Source organism: Dickeya sp. MK7 (assembly GCF_000406305.1).
GTDB lineage: Bacteria > Pseudomonadota > Gammaproteobacteria > Enterobacterales > Enterobacteriaceae > Dickeya > Dickeya fangzhongdai.
Map to the genome: position 1 here is coordinate 3,233,050 of NZ_CM001984.1, position 24,245 is coordinate 3,257,294.

20 protein-coding genes are annotated in these 24,245 nt (G+C 60.0%); 1 reads left to right on the forward strand and 19 read right to left on the reverse strand.

Annotated elements, in window-relative coordinates:
* Positions 1 to 81 precede the first annotated feature (81 nt).
* Positions 82 to 1,065 (reverse strand): alpha/beta hydrolase, encoded by a 984-nt coding sequence (locus tag DXXMK7_RS13920; protein ID WP_038919619.1) that lies wholly within the window; start codon positions 1,063 to 1,065, stop codon positions 82 to 84.
* 400 nt (positions 1,066 to 1,465) lie between these two features.
* The gene (gene fdhE, locus DXXMK7_RS13925; RefSeq protein WP_038919620.1) at positions 1,466 to 2,419 is read right to left on the reverse strand and encodes a formate dehydrogenase accessory protein FdhE; all 954 of its coding nucleotides are present in this window, start codon (positions 2,417 to 2,419) and stop codon (positions 1,466 to 1,468) included.
* 382 nt (positions 2,420 to 2,801) lie between these two features.
* Between fdhE and DXXMK7_RS13930 the strand changes: the two genes are divergently transcribed.
* Positions 2,802 to 4,106 carry an MFS transporter gene (locus DXXMK7_RS13930; protein WP_038919621.1) on the forward strand — a complete coding sequence of 435 codons (1,305 nt, stop codon included), beginning with the start codon at positions 2,802 to 2,804 and terminating at the stop codon, positions 4,104 to 4,106.
* 356 nt (positions 4,107 to 4,462) lie between these two features.
* Here DXXMK7_RS13930 and fdoI read toward each other — a convergent pair whose 3' ends face one another.
* From fdoI to hybA, 17 genes are all read right to left on the reverse strand, one after another.
* On the reverse strand, positions 4,463 to 5,095 hold the full coding sequence (fdoI, locus tag DXXMK7_RS13935; RefSeq protein ID WP_038919622.1) for a formate dehydrogenase cytochrome b556 subunit: 633 nt from the start codon (positions 5,093 to 5,095) through the stop codon (positions 4,463 to 4,465).
* Positions 5,082 to 5,984 carry a formate dehydrogenase subunit beta gene (gene fdxH / locus DXXMK7_RS13940; RefSeq protein WP_038919623.1) on the reverse strand — a complete coding sequence of 301 codons (903 nt, stop codon included), beginning with the start codon at positions 5,982 to 5,984 and terminating at the stop codon, positions 5,082 to 5,084. The genes fdoI and fdxH overlap by 14 nt, the downstream gene beginning before the upstream one ends.
* A gap of 15 nt (positions 5,985 to 5,999) precedes the next feature.
* Positions 6,000 to 9,050 carry a formate dehydrogenase-N subunit alpha gene (fdnG, locus tag DXXMK7_RS13945; protein ID WP_071605215.1) on the reverse strand — a complete coding sequence of 1,017 codons (3,051 nt, stop codon included), beginning with the start codon at positions 9,048 to 9,050 and terminating at the stop codon, positions 6,000 to 6,002.
* A 731-nt stretch (positions 9,051 to 9,781) separates the two neighbouring features.
* The gene (locus DXXMK7_RS13955; protein ID WP_038921045.1) at positions 9,782 to 11,203 is read right to left on the reverse strand and encodes a PLP-dependent aminotransferase family protein; all 1,422 of its coding nucleotides are present in this window, start codon (positions 11,201 to 11,203) and stop codon (positions 9,782 to 9,784) included.
* A gap of 11 nt (positions 11,204 to 11,214) precedes the next feature.
* Complete coding sequence (locus DXXMK7_RS13960; RefSeq protein WP_071605216.1) at positions 11,215 to 11,958, reverse strand: glutamine amidotransferase; 744 nt, start codon at positions 11,956 to 11,958, stop codon at positions 11,215 to 11,217.
* A 126-nt stretch (positions 11,959 to 12,084) separates the two neighbouring features.
* Positions 12,085 to 12,570: a YlaC family protein gene (locus DXXMK7_RS13965; protein ID WP_038919625.1), complete on the reverse strand. Its 486-nt coding sequence runs from the start codon at positions 12,568 to 12,570 to the stop codon at positions 12,085 to 12,087.
* Between the two features lie 100 nt (positions 12,571 to 12,670).
* Positions 12,671 to 14,965 carry a carbamoyltransferase HypF gene (hypF, locus tag DXXMK7_RS13970; RefSeq protein WP_038919627.1) on the reverse strand — a complete coding sequence of 765 codons (2,295 nt, stop codon included), beginning with the start codon at positions 14,963 to 14,965 and terminating at the stop codon, positions 12,671 to 12,673.
* Between the two features lie 367 nt (positions 14,966 to 15,332).
* Positions 15,333 to 16,361 (reverse strand): hydrogenase expression/formation protein HypE, encoded by a 1,029-nt coding sequence (gene hypE / locus DXXMK7_RS13975; RefSeq protein ID WP_038919629.1) that lies wholly within the window; start codon positions 16,359 to 16,361, stop codon positions 15,333 to 15,335.
* Positions 16,361 to 17,476, reverse strand: a complete 1,116-nt coding sequence (gene hypD / locus DXXMK7_RS13980) for a hydrogenase formation protein HypD (protein WP_038919630.1) — start codon at positions 17,474 to 17,476, stop codon at positions 16,361 to 16,363. Before hypD ends, hypE begins: the two co-directional genes overlap by 1 nt.
* A complete protein-coding gene (gene hybG / locus DXXMK7_RS13985) occupies positions 17,463 to 17,750 on the reverse strand; it encodes a hydrogenase maturation factor HybG (protein ID WP_038667529.1) in 288 nt (95 codons plus the stop codon). The genes hypD and hybG overlap by 14 nt, the downstream gene beginning before the upstream one ends.
* A gap of 2 nt (positions 17,751 to 17,752) precedes the next feature.
* On the reverse strand, positions 17,753 to 18,901 hold the full coding sequence (gene hypB / locus DXXMK7_RS13990; RefSeq protein WP_049842386.1) for a hydrogenase nickel incorporation protein HypB: 1,149 nt from the start codon (positions 18,899 to 18,901) through the stop codon (positions 17,753 to 17,755).
* A 66-nt stretch (positions 18,902 to 18,967) separates the two neighbouring features.
* A complete protein-coding gene (hypA, locus tag DXXMK7_RS13995) occupies positions 18,968 to 19,309 on the reverse strand; it encodes a hydrogenase maturation nickel metallochaperone HypA (RefSeq protein ID WP_038667526.1) in 342 nt (113 codons plus the stop codon).
* Positions 19,310 to 19,313: 4 nt separating this feature from the next.
* Positions 19,314 to 19,811: a hydrogenase-2 assembly chaperone gene (gene hybE / locus DXXMK7_RS14000; protein ID WP_049842407.1), complete on the reverse strand. Its 498-nt coding sequence runs from the start codon at positions 19,809 to 19,811 to the stop codon at positions 19,314 to 19,316.
* Positions 19,812 to 19,857: 46 nt separating this feature from the next.
* A complete protein-coding gene (locus tag DXXMK7_RS14005) occupies positions 19,858 to 20,358 on the reverse strand; it encodes a HyaD/HybD family hydrogenase maturation endopeptidase (RefSeq protein WP_038919633.1) in 501 nt (166 codons plus the stop codon).
* Complete coding sequence (gene hybC, locus DXXMK7_RS14010) at positions 20,358 to 22,064, reverse strand: hydrogenase 2 large subunit (RefSeq protein WP_038919634.1); 1,707 nt, start codon at positions 22,062 to 22,064, stop codon at positions 20,358 to 20,360. Before hybC ends, DXXMK7_RS14005 begins: the two co-directional genes overlap by 1 nt.
* Positions 22,042 to 23,241 carry a Ni/Fe-hydrogenase cytochrome b subunit gene (gene hybB / locus DXXMK7_RS14015; protein WP_038919635.1) on the reverse strand — a complete coding sequence of 400 codons (1,200 nt, stop codon included), beginning with the start codon at positions 23,239 to 23,241 and terminating at the stop codon, positions 22,042 to 22,044. Before hybB ends, hybC begins: the two co-directional genes overlap by 23 nt.
* Complete coding sequence (hybA, locus tag DXXMK7_RS14020; protein ID WP_038667515.1) at positions 23,228 to 24,244, reverse strand: hydrogenase 2 operon protein HybA; 1,017 nt, start codon at positions 24,242 to 24,244, stop codon at positions 23,228 to 23,230. The genes hybB and hybA overlap by 14 nt, the downstream gene beginning before the upstream one ends.
* Between the last annotated feature and the right edge of the window lies 1 nt (position 24,245).

Consider the following 24,245-nt stretch of genomic DNA (forward strand, 5'->3'; position numbering starts at 1 on the left):
GTCGGCCATCGCGCTGAATACCGAGATTCCCCGGCGCGCACAGCCCGTGCCAGCAAGATTCACGGCACGGGCTTATCCCGCTTACAAACGGCCTTCAGTGAGATCATCGCCGCCAGACAAGGCAGGGTCCGGGATTGATTCACCCAGTGTTTGTTTAAACCAACTCACGACTTTGCTGATGATCACCGGCTGGAACCAGTAAATATCGCCATGCCCGGCCCCTTCCAGCAGCACATATTCCGCCCGGTTGCCGCCCGCGACCAATGCCTCGTAGAGCTGCTTGCTTTGCAGCGGCGAAACGATATTGTCGGTGCTGCCGTGCATGATCAGAAACGGCGGTTTTCTTCCGCTGAGCTGGCCCATCGGGCTGGCGTTAAGCGCTTTGACCGGATCGCTGGTAATGCTGGCGCCGGGGAAATCCATAAACGCAGTGCCATTCACCAGCAGGGCTTCCGGCACCGCGGGCGATTCGTGGACTTTGCGCATATTTTCCGGAAAACCCTCGCCAATATTCAGCAAACTGGAAATCCCATACAGGGTGGCTACCGCCTGCACATCGGACGATTTATCCAGAAACTGCCCTTTGTCAAAGTTTCGCTGCCCATTCGTCGCTCCCGCCATTTGCGCGACATAGCCACCGGCGGAATCGCCCAGTACGCCGATTCTGGTCGGGTCAATGCCGTATTCCGCCGCGTGTTCACGCAGGTAACGAACCGCTGATTTGGCATCCTCGATCAACGCCGGGTATTGGTCGGCAATAACACGGTATTCCGCCGCCGCGACAACAAATCCGGATTCCGCCAGCGCCATGCGCATTTCAATGAATTTCTCATAGAAAGCCGAACGGAATCCGCCACCGGGAAAATAGACAATCGCCGGTTTCAGAGCGGCAGTACGGGGGACGAGCAGGGACATTTCCAACTGACGTACTTGTTGTAGGTTTTTAATCTGGGAATAAACGATGCCATTAATAGCATCAATTTGTTGACGTACTTTTTTAACACGAATGACCTGTGCGCCCTGAGTGTATCCCGGCAGGCGATTAACGTTAGTAGCAGTATTCATAATAAATACAGTCCTTAAAATGATTTAAAAAAACATTTTATAATCGCTTGTCAGACGATTATTCCTGATGAACTAACTGGATAATTCCCGTGAGGCTGCGCCACTATAATGGTTCTTCAGGGTATAAAAAAATCGTGCTTGTCTGTTGGCTGGGGAAAAAACGAGCCGGTCAGTCGGGTGAGGGAAAAACTATTTAAGAATAAATTCGGGGCAATAAAAGAGATTAAAAATAGCTTCACGCCAATTGTTCTATTAGTTTTTTTGATAAAAGAATAAATTACTGCCGTAAAACATAATGCAGCATCGACTGGAATAAAAGCAGAAGAGAGAAAGACCAAATCAACAACAACGGCGTTGTCTCCCGTGAGTCAACGCCGTTCCCGCAGGCAACCTATTCCGCTTACTGACTACTGTCCGGGAACAGGAACGGATTGATGCTGCTGCGGGAGAACCCTTCTTCTTCCATTTTCACATCCAGCACCAGTGAGGCCAGATCGTCCGCCACCGCTTCCACCCGATGATCCTTTTCCTGATACAACAGTTTCAGGTAGGTGCCGCAGTCGTCGCAGCTTTCCGCCTTGATGGCAGAGTTCTCATCATCCAGCGACCAGTAGTGCAGTTTACCCGCCTGCTCACAGTTACTGCATTTGATGCGCACCATATGCCATTCGGTTTCGCACAGGTTACAGTGCAGGTAGCGTAGGCCGCTGGTGGCGCCAATCTGTATTACGCCGGAGACCGGCATGCTGCCGCACACCGGACAAAACTGGCGATGCTCGCCCTGCTCGGCGTGCGCCCGCCCCGGCAACTGGGTCGCCATTTGCGCCCAGTACAGCGACAACGCCGCCCAGACGAACGGCGCCTTATCGTTGTTTTCCGGCGTGAATTGTTGCGCGATCAGCGCATCCGCCAGCGCGTCCCACTGCTGCGCCGGCATCTTTTCCAGGTTTTCCAGCGTGGTCAGTACCTGACCGCTGGCGATGGCTTTCAGTTCTTCAATCAACGCCTGCAGCAGAGTATGCCAGTGCGGATCGCGCGCAAACGTGGCGGCATCCAGCGGCGGGCGTCCGGCGCTGTTTTGCACGCTGCTGTTGTGCGCGCTATCGTGCAACAGGCCGGCGAGGTCCTTCTCCAGCGGATGGTCATGCCGCACTTTTTCCTGCGCGTCCACCACTTCGGCGGCAAACAGCAGGTAATCCGCCAGCGGGTGATCCTGCGCCAGCTGGCGCAGGCGCTCGGCACGACCGCTGTACAGGCTTTTTAGGTTAGCGAACAGCAAGGGAGGAATCGTGCCGATGGTTGAGGTTTTCTCACTGTCGGCCAGTTGCTCCTGCGGCACAATACGAATACTCATCAGGTTATGTTTCCTGTTTATCCACGTGGCAGGGGCCGTGCGAATACCACGCCGGCCCCCGTTCTGATGCCCTCATGTTAGCAGGTTATTCCTCACAATAAGGAGTGATTTTCCGAGCCGTGCCTGGGAATGGAAAACATCAGCCAAACTGGATAGACACGACCGGCTATCGACCGCAAAATTGGGTGGCTGTCTTTCGCCGACAGAACTCAGGCTGTGCCCTTACTATTGGCGCCGCTGGCGCGCCGGCAGGCACGCGGCGGCGATCCGGCGCACAGGTTCGGACACTCGGTGAAAGGGCGTCAGCCACGGATGCGCACGGTCAAGGGACACCGCCTGATAGGTATAACGATAACTCCGTCTAATGCTGGAAACGACATACATGACCGCAGTTTATTCTCAGACACCCACGCCGGGCGCTATCGCGTCGGTTTACCGCAAAATCACCTGGCGGCTGATCCCGTTCCTGTGCCTGTGTTATCTCGCCGCTTACCTTGACCGCATCAATATCGGGCTGGCGAAACTGCAGATGGCGAATCAGCTGGCGCTCAGCGACGTCGCCTTCGGCCTCGGCGCCGGGCTGTTCTTCGTCGGCTATATTCTGTTCGAGGTGCCGAGCAACCTGATTCTGCAACGCGTCGGCGCCCGAATCTGGATCGCGCGCATCATGATCAGCTGGGGATTGCTGTCCGCCGCGACGATGTTTGTCACCACGCCGGTTCAATTCTACGTGCTGCGTTTTCTGCTTGGCGCGGCGGAAGCCGGTTTTCTGCCCGGCGTGTTGTACTACCTGACGCGCTGGTTCCCCTCCTGGCGGCGCAGTCGCATCATTTCGCTGTTCATGATCGGCCTGCCGCTTTCCAGTGTGGTGGGCGGCCCGCTGTCAGGCTGGATTATGTCGCATTTTGATTCGGCCCACGGGCTGCGCGGCTGGCAGTGGATGTTTTTGTTGGAGGGGCTGCCGAGCGTACTGCTTGGCGTGCTGACCCTCTGGCTGCTGCCGGACGGCGTTGATCAGGCGCGCTGGCTGAGCGAGACGGACAAAGCGCAGGTGCGCGCCGATCTGGCGATCGACGCCCGCGAAGCGCCGTATATGAAACACCGCTTTCGCGACGGCTTCTTCAACCTGAAAGTCTGGATGCTGGGCGGCATCGATTTCTCGATTCTGCTGTGCGCCTATGCCATGGGGTTCTGGTTGCCGACCTTCATTAAAAAAGCCGGCGTGGCCGATATCGGGCAGATTGGCCTGCTGACGGCAGTCCCCAGCATCGCGGCGCTGGCAGGCATGGTATTGCTCGGCGCCAGCTCCGACCGGCTGCGCGAACGGCGCTGGCACATCATCGTGCCGTTCTGGCTGGGCGCGGCGGCGATGGTGGCGAGCACCTTCTTCACCCAGAATATCGTAATGACGGTGCTGCTGTTCTCGGTGGCGCAGGCCACCATTATTGGCACCGTGCCGGTGTTCTTCAGCCTGCCCGCCACCTTCCTCACCGGCACCGCCGCCGCTACCGGCTTTGCGCTGGCCTGCTCGCTGGCGAATATCGCCGGCCTGGTCAGCAATTCAATCATGGGGTTCGCTATGGAGCTAACCGGCAGCGGCAGCGGCGCACTGTGGTTCTTCGCCTTCTGTCTGCTGCTCAGTTCGCTGCTGGTGGTGGCGCTGCCGGCAAAACTGGTAAATCGCTGAGTTGGGCTGTAGGCAAACAGCCGTATTGCTTTGTGAACGGTTAAGTTTGTCTGATTAGGGAATAGTTTCGTGCGAGATAAACGGTGTCGTTTCTTTGTTATCTCATCGCACGCACGACAAGGAGAGGCGCAACGCCGCCTCTCCTTGACCTCTGGCTGGTGGCTAAACTGTGCCGCTGCGCGGTTCCTTCGGCGTTCGCCTTCGCTGTTCGGGCCGCCTGTGACGTGCTCCCAGCACGGCACAGGCTTTCGCGGCGTCCATGCCGCTCATCCGGCGAAGTCGCCCACCTCAGCACAGTTTTTGACGCTGAAAAACCTCACCATCAACCACAGACTTCACCAGTTTGCGAATTAGGATCAGTGCTTATCCTGCGCTTTGGATTGCAGCTCGCGATACCAGCGCGGATGGTGTTTCTTCGCCCAGGAACTGGAAACCCAGCCCTCCACCATCGCGGTGATGGTGCCTTTCACCCACAAGGCGGCGTACACATGCACCATGATGGTCAGGATCAAACCGACCGCGGACACCGAATGCACCACCAACGCCGCCCGGATCACCGGGATGGAGAACGACGGCGCGAAGTACGGCCGCCAGATCACGATCCCGCTCGCCAGCAACAGCAGCAGACTGGTAATCGCCAGCCAGAACACGCATTTCTGACCGAAGTTATAACGACCGGTATCGCCGACTTCTTCGTTGCGGGCGATTTTGTGGATGTTTTTCGCCCACTCCAGGTCGCTGCGCTCAATCAGGTTGTGTTTCCAGTAGCGTAAGAACATCAGCAGGAAAGCGACAAACATCACTACCCCGACAAACGGGTGCAGGATGCGCGCCAGCTGCGGCGTACCCAGCACATTCATCAGCCAGTTGAGCGACGGGAAGAAAAACCCCAGCCCGCTCAGTGCGGCGAACACAAAGCAGAACGCCACAATCCAGTGATTAATGCGCTCGGGTGCGCTGTAACGCTGAATCCGATTACTCTTTTTCATGCTGCTTGCCCTCGTGATGCGCGTCGTCATCGTCTTCTACCCGGTTCGGACCGATACCCACGTAGTGGAATACGCTGGCGGCGAAGGTGGCGGCAAAACCGATAGCCGCCAGCGGTTTCCAGATGCCTTTCCAGAAGGTCACCGCCGGGCTGATGCTCGGGTTGGCCGGCAGGCCGTTGTACAACTGCGGCCTGTCGGCGTGATGCAGCACGTACATCACGTGCGTACCGCCGACGCCGGCCGGGTCGTACAGACCGGCATTGCTGTAACCACGGCTGTTCAGGTCCGTGACCCGTTCGGCCGCCAGCACTTTCATCTCTTCCTTGGTGCCGAAATGAATCGCCCCGGTCGGGCAGGTCTTCACGCAGGACGGTTCCTGCCCAACCTCCACGCGGTCGACGCACAGGGTGCATTTGTACACCTTGTTGTCGTCCTTATTCATGCGCGGCACGTTGAACGGACAACCGGCGATACAGTAGCCGCACCCGATGCAGTGCTCCGACTGGAAGTCGACGATGCCGTTGGCGTACTGGATGATCGCCCCTTCCGACGGGCAGGCTTTAAGGCAGCCCGGATCGGCGCAGTGCATACAGCCATCCTTGCGGATCAGCCATTCCAGCTTGCCGTTCTCCTCGAATTCGGCGAAACGCATCACCGTCCAGGATTTGGCGCTGAGATCGGTGGGGTTGTCGTACACCCCGACGTTGTGTCCGACGTCATCGCGGATGTCGTTCCACTCGGAACAGGCCACCTGACAGGCTTTACAGCCGATACAGGTGGTCACGTCGATCAGTTTGGCGACCTGTTCTTTATGGTTGCGGGCCTGCGGCGGCGGCGTCAGTGAGTTGGTCGCGGAGCGACGGATAATATCTTGTGATTGCATTGCCATAGTGTTTCTCCGCGACTACGCCTTTTCCACATTGACCAGAAACGCCTTGTACTCCGGCGTCTGACTGTTGGCGTCACCGACATGCGGCGTCAGAATATTCGCCATAAAGCCTTTCTGGGTGGTGCCTTCAAAGCCCCAGTGACAGGGTACGCCGATGGTTTCCACCGGTTTGCCCTGAATCGTCAGGGTGCGGATACGCTTGGTGACGACGGCTTTCGCCTTGATGTATCCCCGCTTGCTGCTGACCTTCACCACATCGCCGGCCTGAATCCCCTTCTGCTTCGCCAGCCCTTCGCCGATTTCGACAAACTGCTCCGGCTGCACGATGGCGTTAAGGCGCGCATGCTTGGTCCAGTGGCGGAACAACTCGGTGATCGAATAAGTGGTGGCGACGAACGGGAACTCATCTGCCGTTCCCATACGCGAGCGGTCCGCTTCCAGAATGCGCGCCACTGGGTTAATCAGCGCCTTGCTGTACACCGGATTGGTTTTCAGCGGCGATTCGGTCGGTTCGTAATGCGCCGGGAAGGGCCCTTCCGCCATCTTGTCGATAGCAAACAGACGGCCCAGCCCTTCGGCCTGCATAATGAACGGACCGGCGGCGCTGCCCGGCGGGACGGTGGCGGCGAAGTCCGGCACGTCGATACCGCTCCACTTCTGACCGTTCCAGCTCAGCAGCACGCGTTTCGGATCCCACGGGCGGCCTTGTTCATCCGCCGAGGCGCGGTTGTAGAGAATGCGGCGGTTCTGCGGCCAGCACCAGGCCCAGCCCGGCGTACAGCCAAGACCAGACGGATCGGCGTTGTCGCGTCGCGCCATCTGGTTGCCCGCTTCGGTCCAGGAACCGGCGTAAATCCAGCAAAAACTGGCGGTGGAGCCGTCATCGCGCAGCAGGGAGAAGTCAGGCAGCAGTTGCCCTTTCTTCAGCAGCAGGTTGCCTTTGTCATCGAACAGATCCGCCAGCGCGCGACCGTTGGCCTCTTTGGTGATCTCCTCGGCGGACGGATCGTCCGGCTCCAGATAATCCCAGCTCATGTTCAGCACCGGCGCCGGGTTGGCGCCGCCTTCTTTGGCGTACAGTTCGCGCAGACGCAGGAACAGACCGGCGATGATCACGCCGTCGTGGCGTGCCTCACCCGGCGGCTCAGCGCCCTGATAGTGCCACTGCAGCCAGCGGCCGGAGTTGACGATGGAGCCGTTTTCCTCGGCGAAACAGCTCGACGGCAGGCGGAACACTTCGGTCTGAATCTTGCCCGGATCGACGTCATTCAGTTCGCCGTGGTTTTGCCAGAAGTTGGAGGTTTCCGTCGCCAGCGGGTCGATGATCACCAGGTATTTCAGCTTCGCCAGCGCGTCGCGCGCCTTGTTGGAGTCGGCAAATGCGGCTATCGGGTTGAACCCCTGCACGACGTAGCCGTTGACCTTGCCGTCCAGCATCATGCGGGAGTAAGCCAGCGCATCGTAGCTCTTGTCCCATTTCGGCAGCCAGTCGTAGCCCCAGTCGTTTTCTTTCTGCGCCTTATCGCCCCAGAAGCTTTTCATCATGCTGATAAAAAACTTGGGCGTGTTCTTCCAGTAGTTGACCTGATCCGCCAGCAGCGCTTTCGGGGTGATCTGATCCAGATAATCTTTCAGCGTGGTCTGTTTTTCCGACGGCAGCGGCATGTAACCCGGCAGGTTCAGCGACAACAACCCCAGGTCGGTATAACCCTGAATGTTGGAGTGGCCGCGCAGCGCATTCACGCCGCCGCCCGCCATACCGACGTTGCCCAGCAACAGCTGGATCATCGCCGCGGTGCGGATCATCTGGGCGCCGGAGGTGTGCTGCGTCCAGCCCAGCGCGTACATGATGGTGGCGGTGCGATCCGGCACGCTGGTGGAGGCCAGCAGGTCGCAAATGGTGAGAAAGTCCTGCTTTGGCGTGCCGCAGACGTTGGTCACCAGATCCGGCGTATAGCGGCTGACGTGCGTCTTAAGCAGGTTCCACACACAGCGTGGATGGCTTAGCGTCATATCGCGTTTAGCAAAACCGTTCTCATCCAGTTCGTACTGCCAGGAAGTGCGGTCGTACTTGCGCTCTTTCTCGCTGTAACCGCTGAAAATCCCCTCGTCGAAACTGAAGTCGTCGCGCACGATCAGGCTGGCGTTGGTGTATGCCTGCACATACGGCATCTGCACCTTGTCGTGGCTCAACAGGTAGTTCACCACGCCGAGCAGAAAGGTGATATCGGAGCCGGCGCGAATCGGCGAATAGAGGTCCGCTACCGCGGCGGAGCGGTTAAAACGCGGGTCGACCACGATCAGCTTGGCGCCGTTTTTCACCTTGGCTTCCACCGCCCACTTAAAGCCGACCGGGTGCGCTTCCGCCGGGTTGCCGCCCATCACCAGAATGACGTTGGCGTTCTTGATGTCCACCCAGTTGTTGGTCATGGCGCCGCGACCGAACGTCGGCGCCAGCGCCGCCACGGTCGGGGCGTGACACAGGCGCGCCTGGGTATCGATGCCGACCATCCCCAGCGCGCGGGCAAATTTCTGATCCAGAATACCGGTTTCATTGCTGGCCGCCGACGAACACAGCATCCCGGTGGTCAGCCAGCGGTTAACCGTCACCCCGGCGCTGTTTTTCTCGATGAAGTTGGCGTCGCGGTCTTTTTTCATCAACCGGGCGATGCGATCAAACGCCTCTTCCCAGCTGATGCGCTGCCACTTGTCGGAACCGGGCGCACGGTATTCCGGGTATTTCAGGCGCTGGTCGCTATGGATGAAGTCCACCAGTCCGGCGCCTTTCGGGCACAATGAGCCGCGACTGACCGGATGGTCCGGATCCCCTTCGATGTGGTAAATGGACGCTTTGGCGTTTTTGGCGCCGTCGCCGAGACTGTACATCAGAATCCCGCACCCGACTGAACAGTAGGTGCAATTATTCCGGGTTTCTCTGGCGCGTAATAATTTATATTGCCGCGTTTCGGCTAACGCGGCACTGGGAGAAAAGCCCAGCGCGGTGACCGTGGTTCCAGCCATACCGCCTGCGCATATTTTAAAGAACTGCCTTCTGCTGACCTGCATGGAGATTCCTCGCACGACATCACTCAGAGCTATACCCTTTATACGTCAAGTTGCCGATGTGTTGGCTTTCCGGCAACTCAAGCTATTTGGGGTATACATCGTATTTATGTATTAATGCTTTATTGATATGAATGAATGATGGCAGAAATAACGCATAAACCCCCATCAAACATATGTATTATGAACTGATGAATAAAAAGCGCCAATTAATTATCTCAACAACAACAAATCCATCACAATTCACCACAGACAGGCCGTTTTTTAACGTTATCACCAGCTTAAATAGAATAATTCTCATTACCAAATCGCGCTAACACACTGTGTCGCTGTATATTTTTTTACATAACGGTAACGAGAAACGACCGTGACGGTGTTATTCCAATTTGAAATAATTAAGAATTTCTTTATAAAAAATCCGCTATCTATAATCTATTTTTACGCCTTCGTTAATAACAAGAAAATAACGATGACAATCGTCACTAATAAAAAAATAACGACGATAATCTTCCGACTGAAAATAAATAAACCAGTCAGATTGAAAAGAAATAAATCGGAAAATTAAATAATCATATTCCCGACAACGCTTACGGTGAAAACCGGCGGCAGCCACCTGCCAGAGAAAAAATAAAAATGAACGTCCCGGTATTAATGAACAAGCGGTATCTATACGGCCATAGCCGGGAGATAAGTAATGAGCCGACGGCGTCTGGCATTCAACCAGAGTATCGGCGTCAGGAAGAGGACAGCCCTTTTTTCAGCAGAGCGGCCAGCGCGATGATGGCGTTTTCCGTTTTTTCCTGCCATTCGAAAGAGGTATTGATACGAAAATAGCGGTCAAATTTATCGCCGGTGGTGAACATTCTGCCCGGCGCAATGCTGATGCCCTGCGCCAACGCCTGCTGATACAGTTCAATGCTATTGAACGCTTCCGGCAGCCCCAGCCATAGGAAATAGCCGCCTTCAGCGTAATAAATGTCCACCCCGGCCGGGAAATGCACCTTCATCGCCTGATACAACCGGTGTTTACGCTGCTCCAGCGTACGCCGTAAACGCCGCAAATGGCTGTCGTAGCTGCTGGTGGCCAGATAATCCGCCACCGCCAGTTGCATCGGCGCGCTGGCGGAGAGCGTACTCATCAGTTGCAGCCGCTGAATACCTTGCGCCCAGCGCCCCGCCGCCACCCAGCCGACCCGGAATCCGGCAACCAGATTCTTTGAGAAAGACGAACAGTGCAGCACCTGCCCGTCACTATCAAGCGCCTTGACCGGCAGCGGGCGATGAGCACCGGCGTACAGTTCGCTGTAGACATCATCTTCAATCAGCGGCACCTGATGCTCGCGCAACAGCGCGGCCAGTTGCTGCTTTTTCTCCCACGCCAGCGTGCAACCGAGCGGATTGTGAAAGTTGGTCATCAGCCAGCAGGCACGAATCGGATAATCGTGTAACGCCTGGCGCAACGCCGCCAGATCGACGCCGGTGTGCGGGTGAGTGGCGATAGCGATGGCTTTCAGTTGTAAACGTTCGATCGCCTGCAACGCGCCGTAAAACGACGGCGACTCCACCACCACATAATCACCGGGCCGGGTCAGCATCTGCAGGCTCAGATTGAGCGACTCCATCGCGCCGCTGGTAATGACGATCTCGTCCGGCGACACGGCGATGCCCTGCAGCGCGTAGCGCTGGGCTATCTGCTTGCGTAGCCGCTCGTTGCCGGGCGGCAGGTTGTCCACCGCGTTTTCAGGTTGCATACGGCGCGCCACCGTCGCCAGCGAGCGGGTCAACTGGCGCTGGGGAAACAGCCGTGGATCGGGAAAGGCGGAACCGAACGGCACTACGCCGGGCGAGCGGCTGGCGTGCAGCACATCGAAAATAAAGCGGTTGACGTCAACGTGTTCCGTCAGGTGCACCGCGTCGCCGCTGGCGGGCGGCGCGATCGGCCGTTCGATACGCGGCGCGGCGTAGTAGCCGGACTGCGGGCGTGAAATGATCCAGCCCTGACTTTCCAGCAGTTGGTAGGCATGCAGCACCGTCATCAGGCTCAGACCGGAATGCACCGCCTTTTCGCGCAGCGACGGCAATTTTTCTCCCGGTTGCCAGATGCCGGCCTGTAACTGCGCCTGCATCTGATCGGCCAGTTGTTCGAATTTCGCCAGCGGAGAACTCCTTAGCGGGATAACGCCAGTGAGCGGGATAACGCCAGCCGGACAAAATCCAGCAGCAACCGCCGCGCCCACACCGGCTCGGCGCTGTCGGCCATTTCCGGCAACGCGCAATGACGCAGGCAGGCATTCATCACCGCCGCATCCATCTCCGGGTGGAACTGAAACGACAAGGTATGCGGCGTATAACGAATAATCTGGCAACCATCCTGTTCCGATGCCGCCAGCACCTGTGCGCCGGGCGGCGGCGCTACCACCGACTGAAGATGGCTGAGGTAGGCGCTGAACTGCGTCGGTATCGCCGTCAACAGTGCGTCTTCCGCGGCGTCGTCATGCAGCGTCACGGTCTTCAAGCCCATTTCCCGACCATTCGGGTTATCCGCCACCGTACCGCCCAGCGCATGCGCCAACAGCTGATGGCCGTAGCACACCCCCAGCACCGGCAGCCCGGCATCCACACTCTGGCGCAACCAGTCGGCGGTGCGTTCGCTCCAGTCCAGCCGGTCGGTCACCATCGACCAGGAACCGCTGATGATGGCGACGTCATGCTCGCCGGGGTTCGGCAAAGCGTCGCCGGCGTCCGGCCGCACCACATGCAGGCGCACGCCTTCATCGGCCAGCGCGCTGCCGAACCAGTCGGCCTGCTGGCCGACGGCATGAGCGATCGGTTCGGGCGGTTCGCCCATCTGCACAATGAGCAGCGAGGGTGGTCGGGATGAAACGGGGAAATTCGCGGTTAACGTCGTCATGGCGCGTCGCTTGCCTCGGGGACTTTAAACAAGATGAGTTTTGAACGTACCACGCGGGACGCGCCCTGTCACCGCCTCATGCCGTTGAACTTTACTCATATCGGCAACAGGCGGCCCCCATACCGATCAGCCGGGGATTGACCGGGTGGATGAACGGTATGCCAGAGAAAAGACGTCGTAAAAATAGAGGTAACCCTTGGTCTGTAACAGCCTGGCGACGCCGTCTTTAACCGACCCGGCCACCTGCGGGCTCTGCAGCAACAACTCCAGCGTCTGGGGCGACACATGGCGGCTGTTATACCACTCGCCGTTGTAACACACCCGCAAATCCAGCGCGTCGATATCCTCGAAGCGGTAGCGCGGATTGATATCCATCGACATCGCCAGCGACATCAGCAGCAGAAACAGCGTAAACCCGGCCACATAAGGCGCGCCGAAATAAGGCGCGTACCATAGAATCAGCGCCACCGGCACATAGCTCACCAGCATACCGCCGAACAGATAAGGGTGGCTCACCATGAATTTACGGCTGAATCGGATGCGATTGTCACGCCGCTCTTCACGGTTCAGACGCTCGATTTCTTCGCTCAGAATACGTTTGACTTCGTCCACGCTAATCCTCCCGGCACAGCGTTATTCGTGCGAGAAGGTAGCATAGGCGCGCAAATCAGAACAGATACAGTCTGACGTAAAAAAACCATAACAGTTAGCGCTACGCTGACAGGCGGCTGGCGGCAATCAGCGCCTGACCCAACGACAGACCGCCATCGCCGGCCGGCAAGCGCGACGGCATCAACAGGGTAAAATCCGCCAGCCGCTCACGTAACAGATTGACCAGCAAACGGTTATGCATCACCCCGCCGGAGCACGCCACCGTATTCAGGCCCTGTTCCCGCGCTGCCTGACGCACCAGCGCCGCCAGCCCGTCGGCCAGCGCCAGATGAAAGGCAAAGGCGCGGTCGGCCGGCGCAGCGTGATACGCCAGCCACTGCCGCCAGAACGTCGCCAGATCCAGTTGCTTGCCGGAGAGCGGCATGGTCACCGGCGGCGTTTCATCCTGATGCTGTCGGGCCAGCGCTTCCAGCCAACAGGCCGCCTCGCCTTCCCAGCTTTGTTCGCCGGCAAACCCGCAGGCGGCGGCCACTGCGTCAAACAACCGCCCGGCGGACGACGCCGGCGGCGCGTTGAGCCCGCGCGCAATAGCGCGCGTCAACAGCGGCGTTGCGTTGGCGGGGATCGCGCCGGCTTGCGGTAAGGTTTCCCAGTTCGGCACAAACGCCAGAAACTGCGCCAGCAGATTGCGCCACGGCTGACGCGCCGCCAGATCGCCGCCCGGCAGCGCCACCGCGGGCAAACCGCCCAGATGCCGGCACTGCGTGTAATCCACCCGCAGGCATTCGCCGCCCCACCAGCGGTTATCGCCGCCGTAGCCGATGCCATCCAGCGCCAGACCGATCACCGGCCCGGCGTCGCGCGGCCACTGGTGCTCGGCCATGCAGGCGACGATATGCGCGTGATGGTGCAGCACCTCCATGCAGGGTATCCCCAACTGCGCTGCCTGCTGCTGCCCCAGACGGCGGCTGGCGTAACCGGGGTGCGCATCCACCGCGATGGCTTGCGGTGTAAACCGGTAGATATCGGCGAACAGCGTCTGCGCCTGCCGGTATTGCCGTTCCACCTCGTCATCGGCCAGATCGCCCAGATGCTGGCTGACGATCGCGGACCCATCGCGCAGCAGACAGAAGGTGTTTTTGAGATCCGCGCCCATCGCCAGCAACGCCGGCTGCTCGCTGAACCCCGGCGGCAGCGGCAAGGCATCCGGCACATAGCCGCGCGCGCGCCGCAGCATCTCCGCCCGCTCCCCCTGCATCCGCACCACCGAGTCGTCGGCCCGCTGCACGATATCGCGATCGTGCAGCAGCCACAGGTCGGCGATACCCGCCAAATCGACCAGCGCCTGGGTATTATCCAGCGCCGGCGGCTTACCGCCGGCATTGCCGGAGGTCATCACCAGCGGCCGCGCCACCGCCGCCAGCAGCAGATGCTGCAACGGATTGGCGGGCAGCATCAATCCCACTTCATCCAGACCGGGGGCAACTCCTGCCGCCAGCGCGCCATCCTGTCGTAGCGGCAGCAACACAATCGGCGCCGCCGGGCTTTGCATCATGCGTAGCGCCGACGCGGGTTCCGCAACCGAGCTGCACTGCGTCAGCCAGCCGGCGTCCGGCAACATCACCGCCAGCGGCTTGGCCGGGCGATGTTTGCGCGATCGCAACTGCGCTACCGCCTGCGCATCGGTGGCGTCGCAGGCCAGATGAAACCCGCCCAGCCCTTTTATTGCCACGATTCGCCCGGCGCACAAGGCTGCCGCCGTCTGCATGATGGCGTCATCGCCGTGGGCCACGATGCGGTGAGCGTCGCTCAGCCACACCTGCGGGCCGCAGGTGTGGCAGGCGTTGGGCTGGGCATGAAAGCGCCGGTCCGCCGGGTGCTGGTACTCCTGCCGACACGTCGGGCAAAACGGGAACGCCGCCATCGCGGTATTCGGGCGGTCGTAGGGCATCTGGCGAATGATGGTAAAACGCGGGCCGCAGTGGGTGCAGTTGATAAACGGATAACGGTAGCGGCGGTCATGCGGGTCAAACAACTCCTGACGGCACGCCTCGCAGGTGGCGGCATCCGGCACGATGTGGGTATCCATCTGCCCGGCGCCGCTGTGCTCAATCACGAAATCGTCCGGCAGCGTCTCCCAGCGGTAGGGCTGACATGCTACCTGGTCGATCTGCGCCAGCGGCGGGCATTCGGCGTACAATGCCGCCACGAAATCGGCCTCGACGCTCGCCGGCCACAGCCGGATCAGCACGCCCGCGCCGTCGTTGAGCACGCTACCTTTGGCGCCAAGACGATGGGCGATTTGCCAGACATAGGGGCGAAACCCCACCCCCTGCACCTTGCCTTTAACGCGAATATCAACGCCTGATGTCGTCTGTACATAAATAGCTGACATAGGTAAGAACCTATATTTGGGATCTGTAGGATGAATTTTCTGTAGCAAAGATGCCGATGTTCGTTTTTTTGGCGTCAAAAACTGTGCTGAGGTGGACGGCTTCGCCGGGTGAGCCGCATGGATGCGGCGAAAGCCCGTGCCGCGCCGGGAGCGCGTCACGGGCGGCCCGAACAGCGAAGGCGAACGCCGAAGGAACCGCGCAGCGGCACAGTTTAGCCACCAGCCAGAGGTCAAGGAGAGGCGGCGCTGAGCCTCTCCTTGTCGTGCGAGTGATGAAATAACAGAGAAACAATGTGGCTTATCCCGCACGAAACCTCTCGCTCTCCTGCCAATGAAAATAGTACGGCTGTTTACCAACAGCTGCGTGTCAGCAAATTCTCGGCATGGGCTCGCTGTGGGGTAAATCCAGCAGCCGAGAGGCGCCGAACACGCCGCACAGGCGCACCTGTTTTTTATCGGTGACGCTGCCGATGACCGCGGCATCGCGCCCCAGCGGATGCGACCGCAAGGCGTCCAGCACCCGGTTTTCCGCCTCCGGCGACACCGCCAGCACCAGTTTGCCTTCGTTGGCGAAATTCAGCGCCTCCAGCCCCAGCAGTTCGCAGATGCCGCGCACCGCCGGTTTGACCGGCAAGGCGCTCTCCTGCACTTCCATACCACAGCCGCTGGCCTGCGCGAATTCATGCAGGATCGCCGTCACCCCGCCGCGGGTGGCGTCACGCAGGGCGCGAACGCCGTCAATCTGACGCAGCGGCGCAATCAGCGGCGTCAGTACTGCGCAATCGCTGGTCAGCTCCGCTTCCAGCCCCAGCTTCTCACGCAGATTCAGGATAGTGGCGCCATGATCCCCCAGCGTGCCGCTGACGATAAGACGGTCGCCGGGACGGATTTCGCCAGTACCCCAACGCAGGTGGTGAGGAATCACGCCGATACCGGCGGTATTGATGAAAATTTTGTCCGCCGCGCCGCGCGGCACCACTTTAGTATCGCCGGTAACGATCTGGATCCCGGCGTCGCGGGCGGTCTGCGCCATTGAGGTGACAAGACGCAGCAACGTCTCACCCGCCAGCCCTTCTTCCAGAATAAAGCCGCAGGAGAGATAACGCGGCAGCGCGCCGCTCACCGCCAGATCGTTAACCGTGCCGCACACCGCCAGTTTGCCGATGTCGCCGCCGGGAAACTCGATCGGATCGATGACGTAGCTGTCGGTGGTGAACGCCAGCCGGTCGCCCTGCTCGCTTAATGCGGCCAGCGGCAAACGCGCCTGATCCTCGCGCTCCGCCAGCAACGGATTATCAAACGCCTGCAGAAACAATCCTTCGATCAGTTGCTGCATCGCCTGCCCGCCGCTGCCGTGCGCCAGGGTAATCTCTTTGGGTAATAACGTGTTCTTCATCAGGCGCACTCCCGGCGATACTGATAATAAGCGGCGCAAGCGCCTTCCGAGGACACCATTAGCGCGCCGATGGCGTTTTGCGGCGTGCAGCGCTGGCCGAACAGCGGGCAGTCGCCCGGTTTGCAACGCCCGGTGAGCACCTCGCCGCAGCGCGACAGCGGCTCGTCCGCCACCTGCTGTTGCTGCGGATTGAAGCGGCGCTCGGCGTCGAATTCGGCGTATTCCGCCCGCAGTTGCATGCCGGAATCGGCGATTTCCCCCAACCCGCGCCACTCGCTGCTGGCTTTGGTTTCGAACACCTCCGCCATCGCCTGCTGCGCCAGCGTGTTGCCGCTGTCCGGCACGATGCGGCGGTACTGGTTTTCCACCTCGCAGCGCTCGTCGTGCAGTTGCTGCACCAGCATCAGCAGCGCCTGCAGAATATCCAGCGGCTCGAAACCGGTGACCACAAACGGCTTGTGAAACTGCTCGCACAACGGCTGATAGGGATAAGCGCCAATCACCATGCTGACGTGCCCCGGCGCCAGAAAGCCGTCGATACGTAGATCCGGTTGTTCCAGCAGGCTTTTCAACGTCGGGATAATGGTGATGTGCTGGCAGAACAGCGAAAAATTACGGATACCGCGGCGTTTGGCCTGTTGCAGCGTCAGCGCGGTGCTCGGCATGGTGGTTTCGAACCCCAGCCCGAAAAACACCACCTGCCGATCAGGAAACTGTTCCGCCAGCGCCAGCGCGTCCAGCGGCGAGTAGACTACCCGCACATCAGCGCCGTGGCGGCGAGCATCCTGCAACGACCCGTTGCGGCCCGGCACCCGCATGGCGTCGCCGAAGGTGCAGAAAATCACCTCCGGACGGGCGGCGATCTCCAGACAAGCGTCAATCCGCCCCATCGGCAACACGCACACCGGGCAGCCCGGCCCGTGTACAAACTCGATTTCCGGCGGCAATAATCGGTCGATGCCAAACTTGAAAATAGCGTGGGTATGTCCGCCGCACACTTCCATCAACTGCAACGGGCGCGTTTTCAGTTGCGGCATCGCGTCGACCAGCGCCTGAATGCGCTGCAACAACGCTTTCGCCAGCTCAGGATCGCGAAATTCATCAACGTACTGCATAAATGGCTCCGGTTTGCCGTACTTCATCCAGTTCCAGCCCGACCGCCTGCATGGATTGCAACGCCGCCAGCGTCTCCTGCGCCTCCTGCTCGTCCAGCAGGCTCATGGCGAAGCCGACGTGCACCAGCACCCACTGCCCTACCAGCGCCGCCGGGTCACCCTCGCATACCAGCGCGATGTTCACCTCGCGCTGTACGCCGCAGACATCCACCCGCGCCGGGTAATGCAGATCCGGCCCAACCGCGACCACTTTTCCGGGAACGCCCAGGCACATGATTAGGCTCCTGATAACAGCGACGGTTGTGAGGGCGTTTTCGCCAACTCGGTTCCCAGCAACTGTGCTTCCAGCCAGGCCAGCCACGCTTCCATCCCCTCGCCGGTGCGGGCGGACAGCGCAATCACCTCGATGTGCGGATTGACGCGGCGCGCATTGGCGACACAGGCTTCCAGATCAAAATCCAGATACGGCAGCAGGTCGATCTTGTTGATGATCATCAACGAAGCGGCGGCAAACATATGCGGGTATTTGAGCGGCTTGTCTTCCCCTTCGGTCACCGACAGCACCGCTATCTTGTGACGTTCGCCCAGATCGAAACCGGCCGGACACACCAGATTGCCGACGTTCTCGATAAACAGCAGGCTGTGCGCCGGCAGTTGCAGCCGATGCATGGCGTCATGCACCATTTGCGCATCCAGATGGCAGCCTTTGCCGGTGTTGACCTGAATCGCCGGGACGCCGGTAGCACGGATACGCTCGGCGTCGTTGGTGGTCTGCTGGTCGCCTTCAATCACCGCGCACGGCACCTGTTCACGCAGCAAATGCAGCGTGCTGGTCAACAAGGTGGTTTTACCGGAGCCGGGGCTGGACACCAGATTCAACGCCAGAATCTGATCGGCGTCGAAATGCTCGCGGTTGTGCGCCGCCAGTTGATTGTTTTTGCTCAGCACATCCATCTCGATCTGCAACAGGCGCTGCTGACCAATGCCCGGCGCATGGGTGCCGGCCGCCCCTTGCCCGTAGTGCAGATGCTGCTCTTGTTCCACCGGTTGAAAGCGCGCTTCCGGCTGGGCGTGTTCATGATGAGCATGCGAGTGCTCATCATGAGAGTGTGAGTGATCATGCGCACGACGCAACGCCAGCGGGCGTGACGCGCCGTGATAATGGTGATGCACATCGCCGTGGTGATAGTAGTAGTGGTGATGATGAATGATCACGCCGGGCGCGACCGACGCATCGTCATGGTGATGGTCATGTTCATGGTGATGCCCATCGTGATGGTGTTCATGGGGATGCGAGTGGACATGGTCATGACTGTGGCTATGTTCGTGGTGGTGATCGTGCGTATGGGGATGGTCGTGTGAATGGGTCGGCTCATCGCCTTCGATTCGACGCTCTCCCTCGCCACAACCGCATGTGGTACACATTGATACGACTCCTCCGGTCAACCAGACCGTTTTTTACTGATTGCACGCCGGCATGGCGACGGCGTGTTATTCAATCGCCAGTTGCTTCAGTTGCAGGCTGTCGCCGCTCTCGACCCGCAGGCTATGACTGCCGCAATGCGGGCAGCCGCTGTCGTGGTCGGCTACCTCTACCGCCTGGCTACACTGCCAGCACCAGGCCTGCGCCGGGCGCACCGCCAGATGCAACTGGCAGCCTTCCGCCAGCGTTTGACGACAAACCGATTCAAAACAGAACCGCAACGCGCTCTCTTCGATGCAGGACAGCGCGCCGATCTCCAGCCAGACGCCGGTCACCCGCCGGGCGCCGTGCTGACGCGCCTGCTGCTCAATCAACTCCAGCGCGTTGTAGCACATGGAAATTTCATGCATGCCGCTAACTCCGGTAACGACTGAACAGCGCGCGACGGCTGAGGTTTGCGGGAGCGTCGGCGTCACGCACCGGCAACGACAGCGCCATACACGCGCTTTGCTGCGCCAGTTGCAGCGCCTGTTCGGCGCCAAGCGCCGAGTCCAGCGGCGACATCAGCGAGCAGGACAGGTACTGCTGTCCGTCGTCACTCTCGCTCACGACAAATTTCACGCTGCCGCAGGGCAGCTCCAGCGCCAGCCGGGTGGAAACCTCACGCCGGGGCCACTGCTGCCCCGGTCCCGGCAACACCAGCAGGCTGATCATCCACGGCGTCAACAGGCAACCGAACCACTGCTGTTCAAACAGGGTAAATCCACAGGCCCGCACCGGAATGCCATCGCGATAAAACGGCAACAACCGCATCCGCTCTTGCGCGATACGGCCGAACTCGGCCTCCAGCCAGGCCACCGGACTCTGATCATGCCCCGCAATCCAGTCCAATTCTTTGCGCTCACCGGGTATTGCGGGCGGATTATTACTGCCGCCGAGTGGCGACGCGGAAAAAATGTCAGTCACCACACACCTCCTGCGCGCTCTTCTCGGTTACCGCAACGCCGCTCTGGCGCAGCGCGGCGATGATATGCCGTAACGCCGGTTCCAGCGCGCGGGTAACGGTATCGGACAGGCCGATGCCGGAATCGAGCGCTTCCGGCTCCACCCCCACCAGCGTTAGCTGGCGGGGAAATTCGCCGGTCAGTTGCAGCGCCATCAGCACATCGGCCAGCCCCAACTGGTGCGGGGAGATCTTGCGGGTAAACAGCGCCGGCACCTCGCGGTCGCGCAGCACCGTCACGCTGCCCGGCGCCTGACCGGTGAGCACGGCGTCGGCCACGATCAGGTGATCGCGCCCGGCCATGCATTCCATCAGCTCCATACCACAGGTGCCGCCGTCCACCACCTCAATGGCGGGCGTGCAGTCGAACCGCTGCTCCAGCCGTTCCACCAGCCGCACCCCAACCCCTTCGTCACTCAGCAGGATATTGCCGATCCCCAGCACCAGTATGTTCATCACAGCACCTTCACCCGGGTTACTTCATTGCCGTTGACGGTATCCACCACATGCACCGCGCAGGACATGCACGGGTCGAAGGAGTGGATGGTACGCACCACTTCCAGCGGCTTGTGCGGGTCGGCCACCGGCGTGCCCACCAGTGACTGCTCGTACGGGCCGGGCTTGTCGTCGCCGTTGCGCGGGCAGGAGGTCCAGGTGGACGGCACTACCGCCTGATAGTTGGTGATCTTGCCGTTTTTGAACACGATCCAATGCGACAGCATGCCGCGCGGCATCTCCCCGAAGCCCACGCCGTGAAATTCGGTGTCCGGCGACAGATCCGGTTTGATGAAGGTCTGGTGATCGCCTTTGCCGATGTTGTCGACCAGCGCCTGCCACTGCTGCGCCAACGTATCTTTCAGCACGCAGCAGTGCACGGTACGGCCAATCACCCGGCCCAGCGTGGAGTGCAGGTGTTTCTCTTCCAGTTGATGGCCGCTGAGCGCTTTATAAGCGGCTTTTACCTGTTCGAAATGCACCAGCGTGTCTTTATGCTTCGCGGCCAGACCGCACAGCAGCCAGGCCAGCGGCCCTACTTCTACGGTTTTGCCGTAGAAAGTCGGCGATTTTACCCACGAGTACTTGCCGTCTTCATGCCAGCCGGTGTAGTTAGGACGGGTCAACCCTTCCCACGGCGCCAGCGGCTGATCGTCCTGATACCAGGCGTGCTTGCCGCTCTCGCGGATGCCGTCGATCAGGAACTTGTCACTGTGGCTGGTGATCGGTCGGTAGCGCGACAGGTCGCTGTTTTCGATATACCCGCCCGCCAGCAGGAAACTGCCGTTTTTGTTGTCGGTCGGCAGTTCCGGCACGCTCAGGTAGTGATCGGCGCCGCGTCCCAGCGTCAGCCACTGCGGGTAGTGAGCGGCAATCACCGCGCAGTCCACCTTGTAGACCTGCTCGATAAAATCGCCCAGCCGATCGATAAAGCTTTTCACGTACATCAACCGTTCCAGGTTGAGCACGCTCGGCGCGTCCAGATTGATCGGGTTCGCCACGCCGCCGACCGCCAGATTCTGGATGTGCGGCGATTTGCCGCCCAGAATCGCCACGATACGGTTGGCGTCGCGCTGACATTCCAGCGCCTGCAGATAGTGGGCGACGGCGATCAGGTTCACCTCCGGCGGCAGCGACATCGCCGGGTGGCCCCAGTAGCCGTTGGCGAAAATTCCCAGTTGACCGCTGGCTACCAGATCTTTGAGTTTCTGCTGCACTTTGGTGAACTCGGCGGCGGTATTCAGCGGCCAGTCGGACAGTCCTTTGAGCAGCGCCGCCGCTTTCTGCGGATCGGCTTTCAGCGCCGAGGTCACATCCACCCAGTCGAGCGCCGACAGTTGATAGAAATGCACGATATGGTCGTGGATGCTGTGCGCCGCCAGAATCAGGTTGCGGATATACTGGGCGTTGACCGGCACGTTCAGACCGAGCGCGTTCTCCACCGCGCGCACCGAGGCGATAGCGTGCACCGTGGTGCACACGCCGCAGATACGCTGCACGATCATCCAGGCATCGCGCGGGTCGCGCCCTTTGACGATCTCTTCCATACCGCGCCACATGGTGCCGGATGACCAGGCTTTGGTGACCTTGCCGTTTTCAATTTCGCAATCAATGCGCAGATGCCCTTCGATACGGGTAATGGGATCAATGGTGATGCGTTGGCTCATGCTTTACCTCAGCCTGATGATGCGTATGTTCGCCTTTCAGCGCGGGCAGTACCGGCAGCAGGCGGATTAACAAGATGTAGGCGCAGACCTCAATGGCGACGAAGCCAATGGAAATCAGGATCTCCTGCGCTTTGGGGAAGTAGTGGTAGCCGTTGCCCGGATTGAACGCCAGCAGCGAGTAACTCAGTCGCCACAGGGCGGCGCCGAACAGCATGCTGAGCGCGCTGACGAACAGCCAGCGGGCGTCCTGACGGCAACGTTTCAGCCGCAGAAGAACCAGCGGCAGCAGCATCAGACCGGCTTCGCACCAGAACATGACCGAAAACCGGTCGCCGGCGAACAGCAGCGCGGTTTTCTGGTGCCAGACGATCTCGCCGAAGCGCAGCACTACAAACAACAGCACCAGCACGTGGGCCAGCCCGGTCAGTTTGCGAAACAACGCCTGTTCGTCCGGCCCGCGTCCTTTCAGCCCGGCCTGCACCAGCGAGCCTTCGAAAATCACAATCGAGAAGCCCATGATGAACGCAGTCAGCAGCGACAACAGCGGCAGCAGTTCATAGCTCTGCCACAGCGGATGCACCTTATAGCCGGCGGCGATCATCAACGACCCCATCGACGACTGGTGCATGGTAGGCAGCAGCGCTCCCAGCGCAATGATGAAAAACATCACCTTGTTGAGCCGTTTCAGCGACACTTTCCAGCCGAAGCGTTCCAGCACCACCGGCGCGAACTCCAGCGCCATCACCCCGATGTAGATGGTCATGCACACCGCGGTTTCGAACAGCACCGAGTTGGTATTGAAGTAGCCGGGAATGTAGAAGTACGGCAGGTTCCAGTAACGCCCAACGTCGATGGTGATCGACAACCCGCCCAGCGAATAGCCGAACAGGCTGGCGAGCAGCGCCGGGCGCACCAGCGGGTGGTATTCGCCGCGATTGAACACGTACACCGCCCAGGCCAGCGCCCAGCCGCCGCAGGCTAAACCGGTGCCGACCAGCAGGTCGAAGGCGATCCAGATCCCCCACGGGTAGCCGCCGTTCAGATCCGCCACCGAGCCGATCCCCAGAAACAGACGTTTCACGATCAGGATCGCGCAAATCGCCACCAGCGGAGCCAGCAGCATTACGGGCCAGCTCACCAGCCGCCCGCCCAACGGACTTGCTTTATGCGCCGTCATGAGGTTTCTCCTGTGAGTCGTGCGTCTCTTCCCGCTCGGCGCGGGTATTGCGATGCACCAGCACCGACAACCCGGCCAGCACCGCCAGCGGCAGCACCATCCCCTTGTACAAGGTATGCTGGATATGCTCCGAACGCGCGCCGGTGGACAGCGAATCCAGCGTCGGCATCTCCAGGTTCTGGTACGGCACCCCGGCCAGCACCAGCACCTGCGTGCCGCCCGCTTCGTTCTCGCCATACACATAACGCTCGTAGGTCGGCACGGTGTGCAGGTAGGTGTCTTTGCTACTCAGCGTCTGGCGCGGATAGGCGTATTCGTCGCCCGGCTTGAGCGCCAGCCGACGTTTCGCTTCATCCAGCAGTTGCTCGCGGGTGCCGTAAATCACCGCCCCGGTCGGGCAAACCTCTACGCACCCCGGCATGCCGCCCTTATCAAGCCGCGCCAGTTCCGGCTGGTTGCACAGCTCGCATTTGTGCAGCTTGCCGAGCGGGTTTTCATAGTCGTACTTCGGCACATTGAACGGACAGGCCACCATGCAGTAACGGCAGCCGGTACAGACGCTGGCGTCGTAATGCACCACGCCGGTTTTCGGGTCTTTCTTCAGCGCCGAAACCGGGCACACCGACACGCAGTTGGGGTCGACGCAGTGCATGCACTGCTTCTTGATGTAGGCGTAGCCGTCTTGTACCTGATCCTTGTTTTTGCCGTCGCCGCTGCGCCATACCTGAATGATGTTGTTGGTATAGGGACTGAGCTTGTCGTTGTTGGACCAGGTCGCCGCGCCGCCGCTGTAGACCGAGCTATCCGGCTTATAGTCCAGCTTATTGACCTGCTGGCATTTGCTCACGCACGCCTGACAGCCCACACACAGCGTGGAGTCGTACAGCATGCCGAGCGAACCGGGAATTGGCGGCCGGTTGGTGGCCGCCGCTTCAGTCGCCAGCGGCGTGCCCGCCAGCAACGCCCCGGCGGAAGCCAGCTTGAAAAAATTGCGTCTGTTCACG

Bases quoted from the DNA above. Each gene is read 5' to 3' on its own strand.
- DXXMK7_RS13920 (WP_038919619.1), bottom strand. From the start codon at position 1,065: ATGAATACTGCTACTAACGTTAATCGCCTGCCGGGATACACTCAGGGC.
- fdhE (WP_038919620.1), bottom strand. From the start codon at position 2,419: ATGAGTATTCGTATTGTGCCGCAGGAGCAACTGGCCGACAGTGAGAAA.
- DXXMK7_RS13930 (WP_038919621.1), top strand. From the start codon at position 2,802: ATGACCGCAGTTTATTCTCAGACACCCACGCCGGGCGCTATCGCGTCG.
- fdoI (WP_038919622.1), bottom strand. From the start codon at position 5,095: ATGAAAAAGAGTAATCGGATTCAGCGTTACAGCGCACCCGAGCGCATT.
- fdxH (WP_038919623.1), bottom strand. From the start codon at position 5,984: ATGGCAATGCAATCACAAGATATTATCCGTCGCTCCGCGACCAACTCA.
- fdnG (WP_071605215.1), bottom strand. From the start codon at position 9,050: ATGCAGGTCAGCAGAAGGCAGTTCTTTAAAATATGCGCAGGCGGTATG.
- DXXMK7_RS13960 (WP_071605216.1), bottom strand. From the start codon at position 11,958: ATGACGACGTTAACCGCGAATTTCCCCGTTTCATCCCGACCACCCTCG.
- hypF (WP_038919627.1), bottom strand. From the start codon at position 14,965: ATGTCAGCTATTTATGTACAGACGACATCAGGCGTTGATATTCGCGTT.
- hypE (WP_038919629.1), bottom strand. From the start codon at position 16,361: ATGAAGAACACGTTATTACCCAAAGAGATTACCCTGGCGCACGGCAGC.
- hypD (WP_038919630.1), bottom strand. From the start codon at position 17,476: ATGCAGTACGTTGATGAATTTCGCGATCCTGAGCTGGCGAAAGCGTTG.
- hybG (WP_038667529.1), bottom strand. From the start codon at position 17,750: ATGTGCCTGGGCGTTCCCGGAAAAGTGGTCGCGGTTGGGCCGGATCTG.
- hypB (WP_049842386.1), bottom strand. From the start codon at position 18,901: ATGTGTACCACATGCGGTTGTGGCGAGGGAGAGCGTCGAATCGAAGGC.
- hypA (WP_038667526.1), bottom strand. From the start codon at position 19,309: ATGCATGAAATTTCCATGTGCTACAACGCGCTGGAGTTGATTGAGCAG.
- DXXMK7_RS14005 (WP_038919633.1), bottom strand. From the start codon at position 20,358: ATGAACATACTGGTGCTGGGGATCGGCAATATCCTGCTGAGTGACGAA.
- hybC (WP_038919634.1), bottom strand. From the start codon at position 22,064: ATGAGCCAACGCATCACCATTGATCCCATTACCCGTATCGAAGGGCAT.
- hybB (WP_038919635.1), bottom strand. From the start codon at position 23,241: ATGACGGCGCATAAAGCAAGTCCGTTGGGCGGGCGGCTGGTGAGCTGG.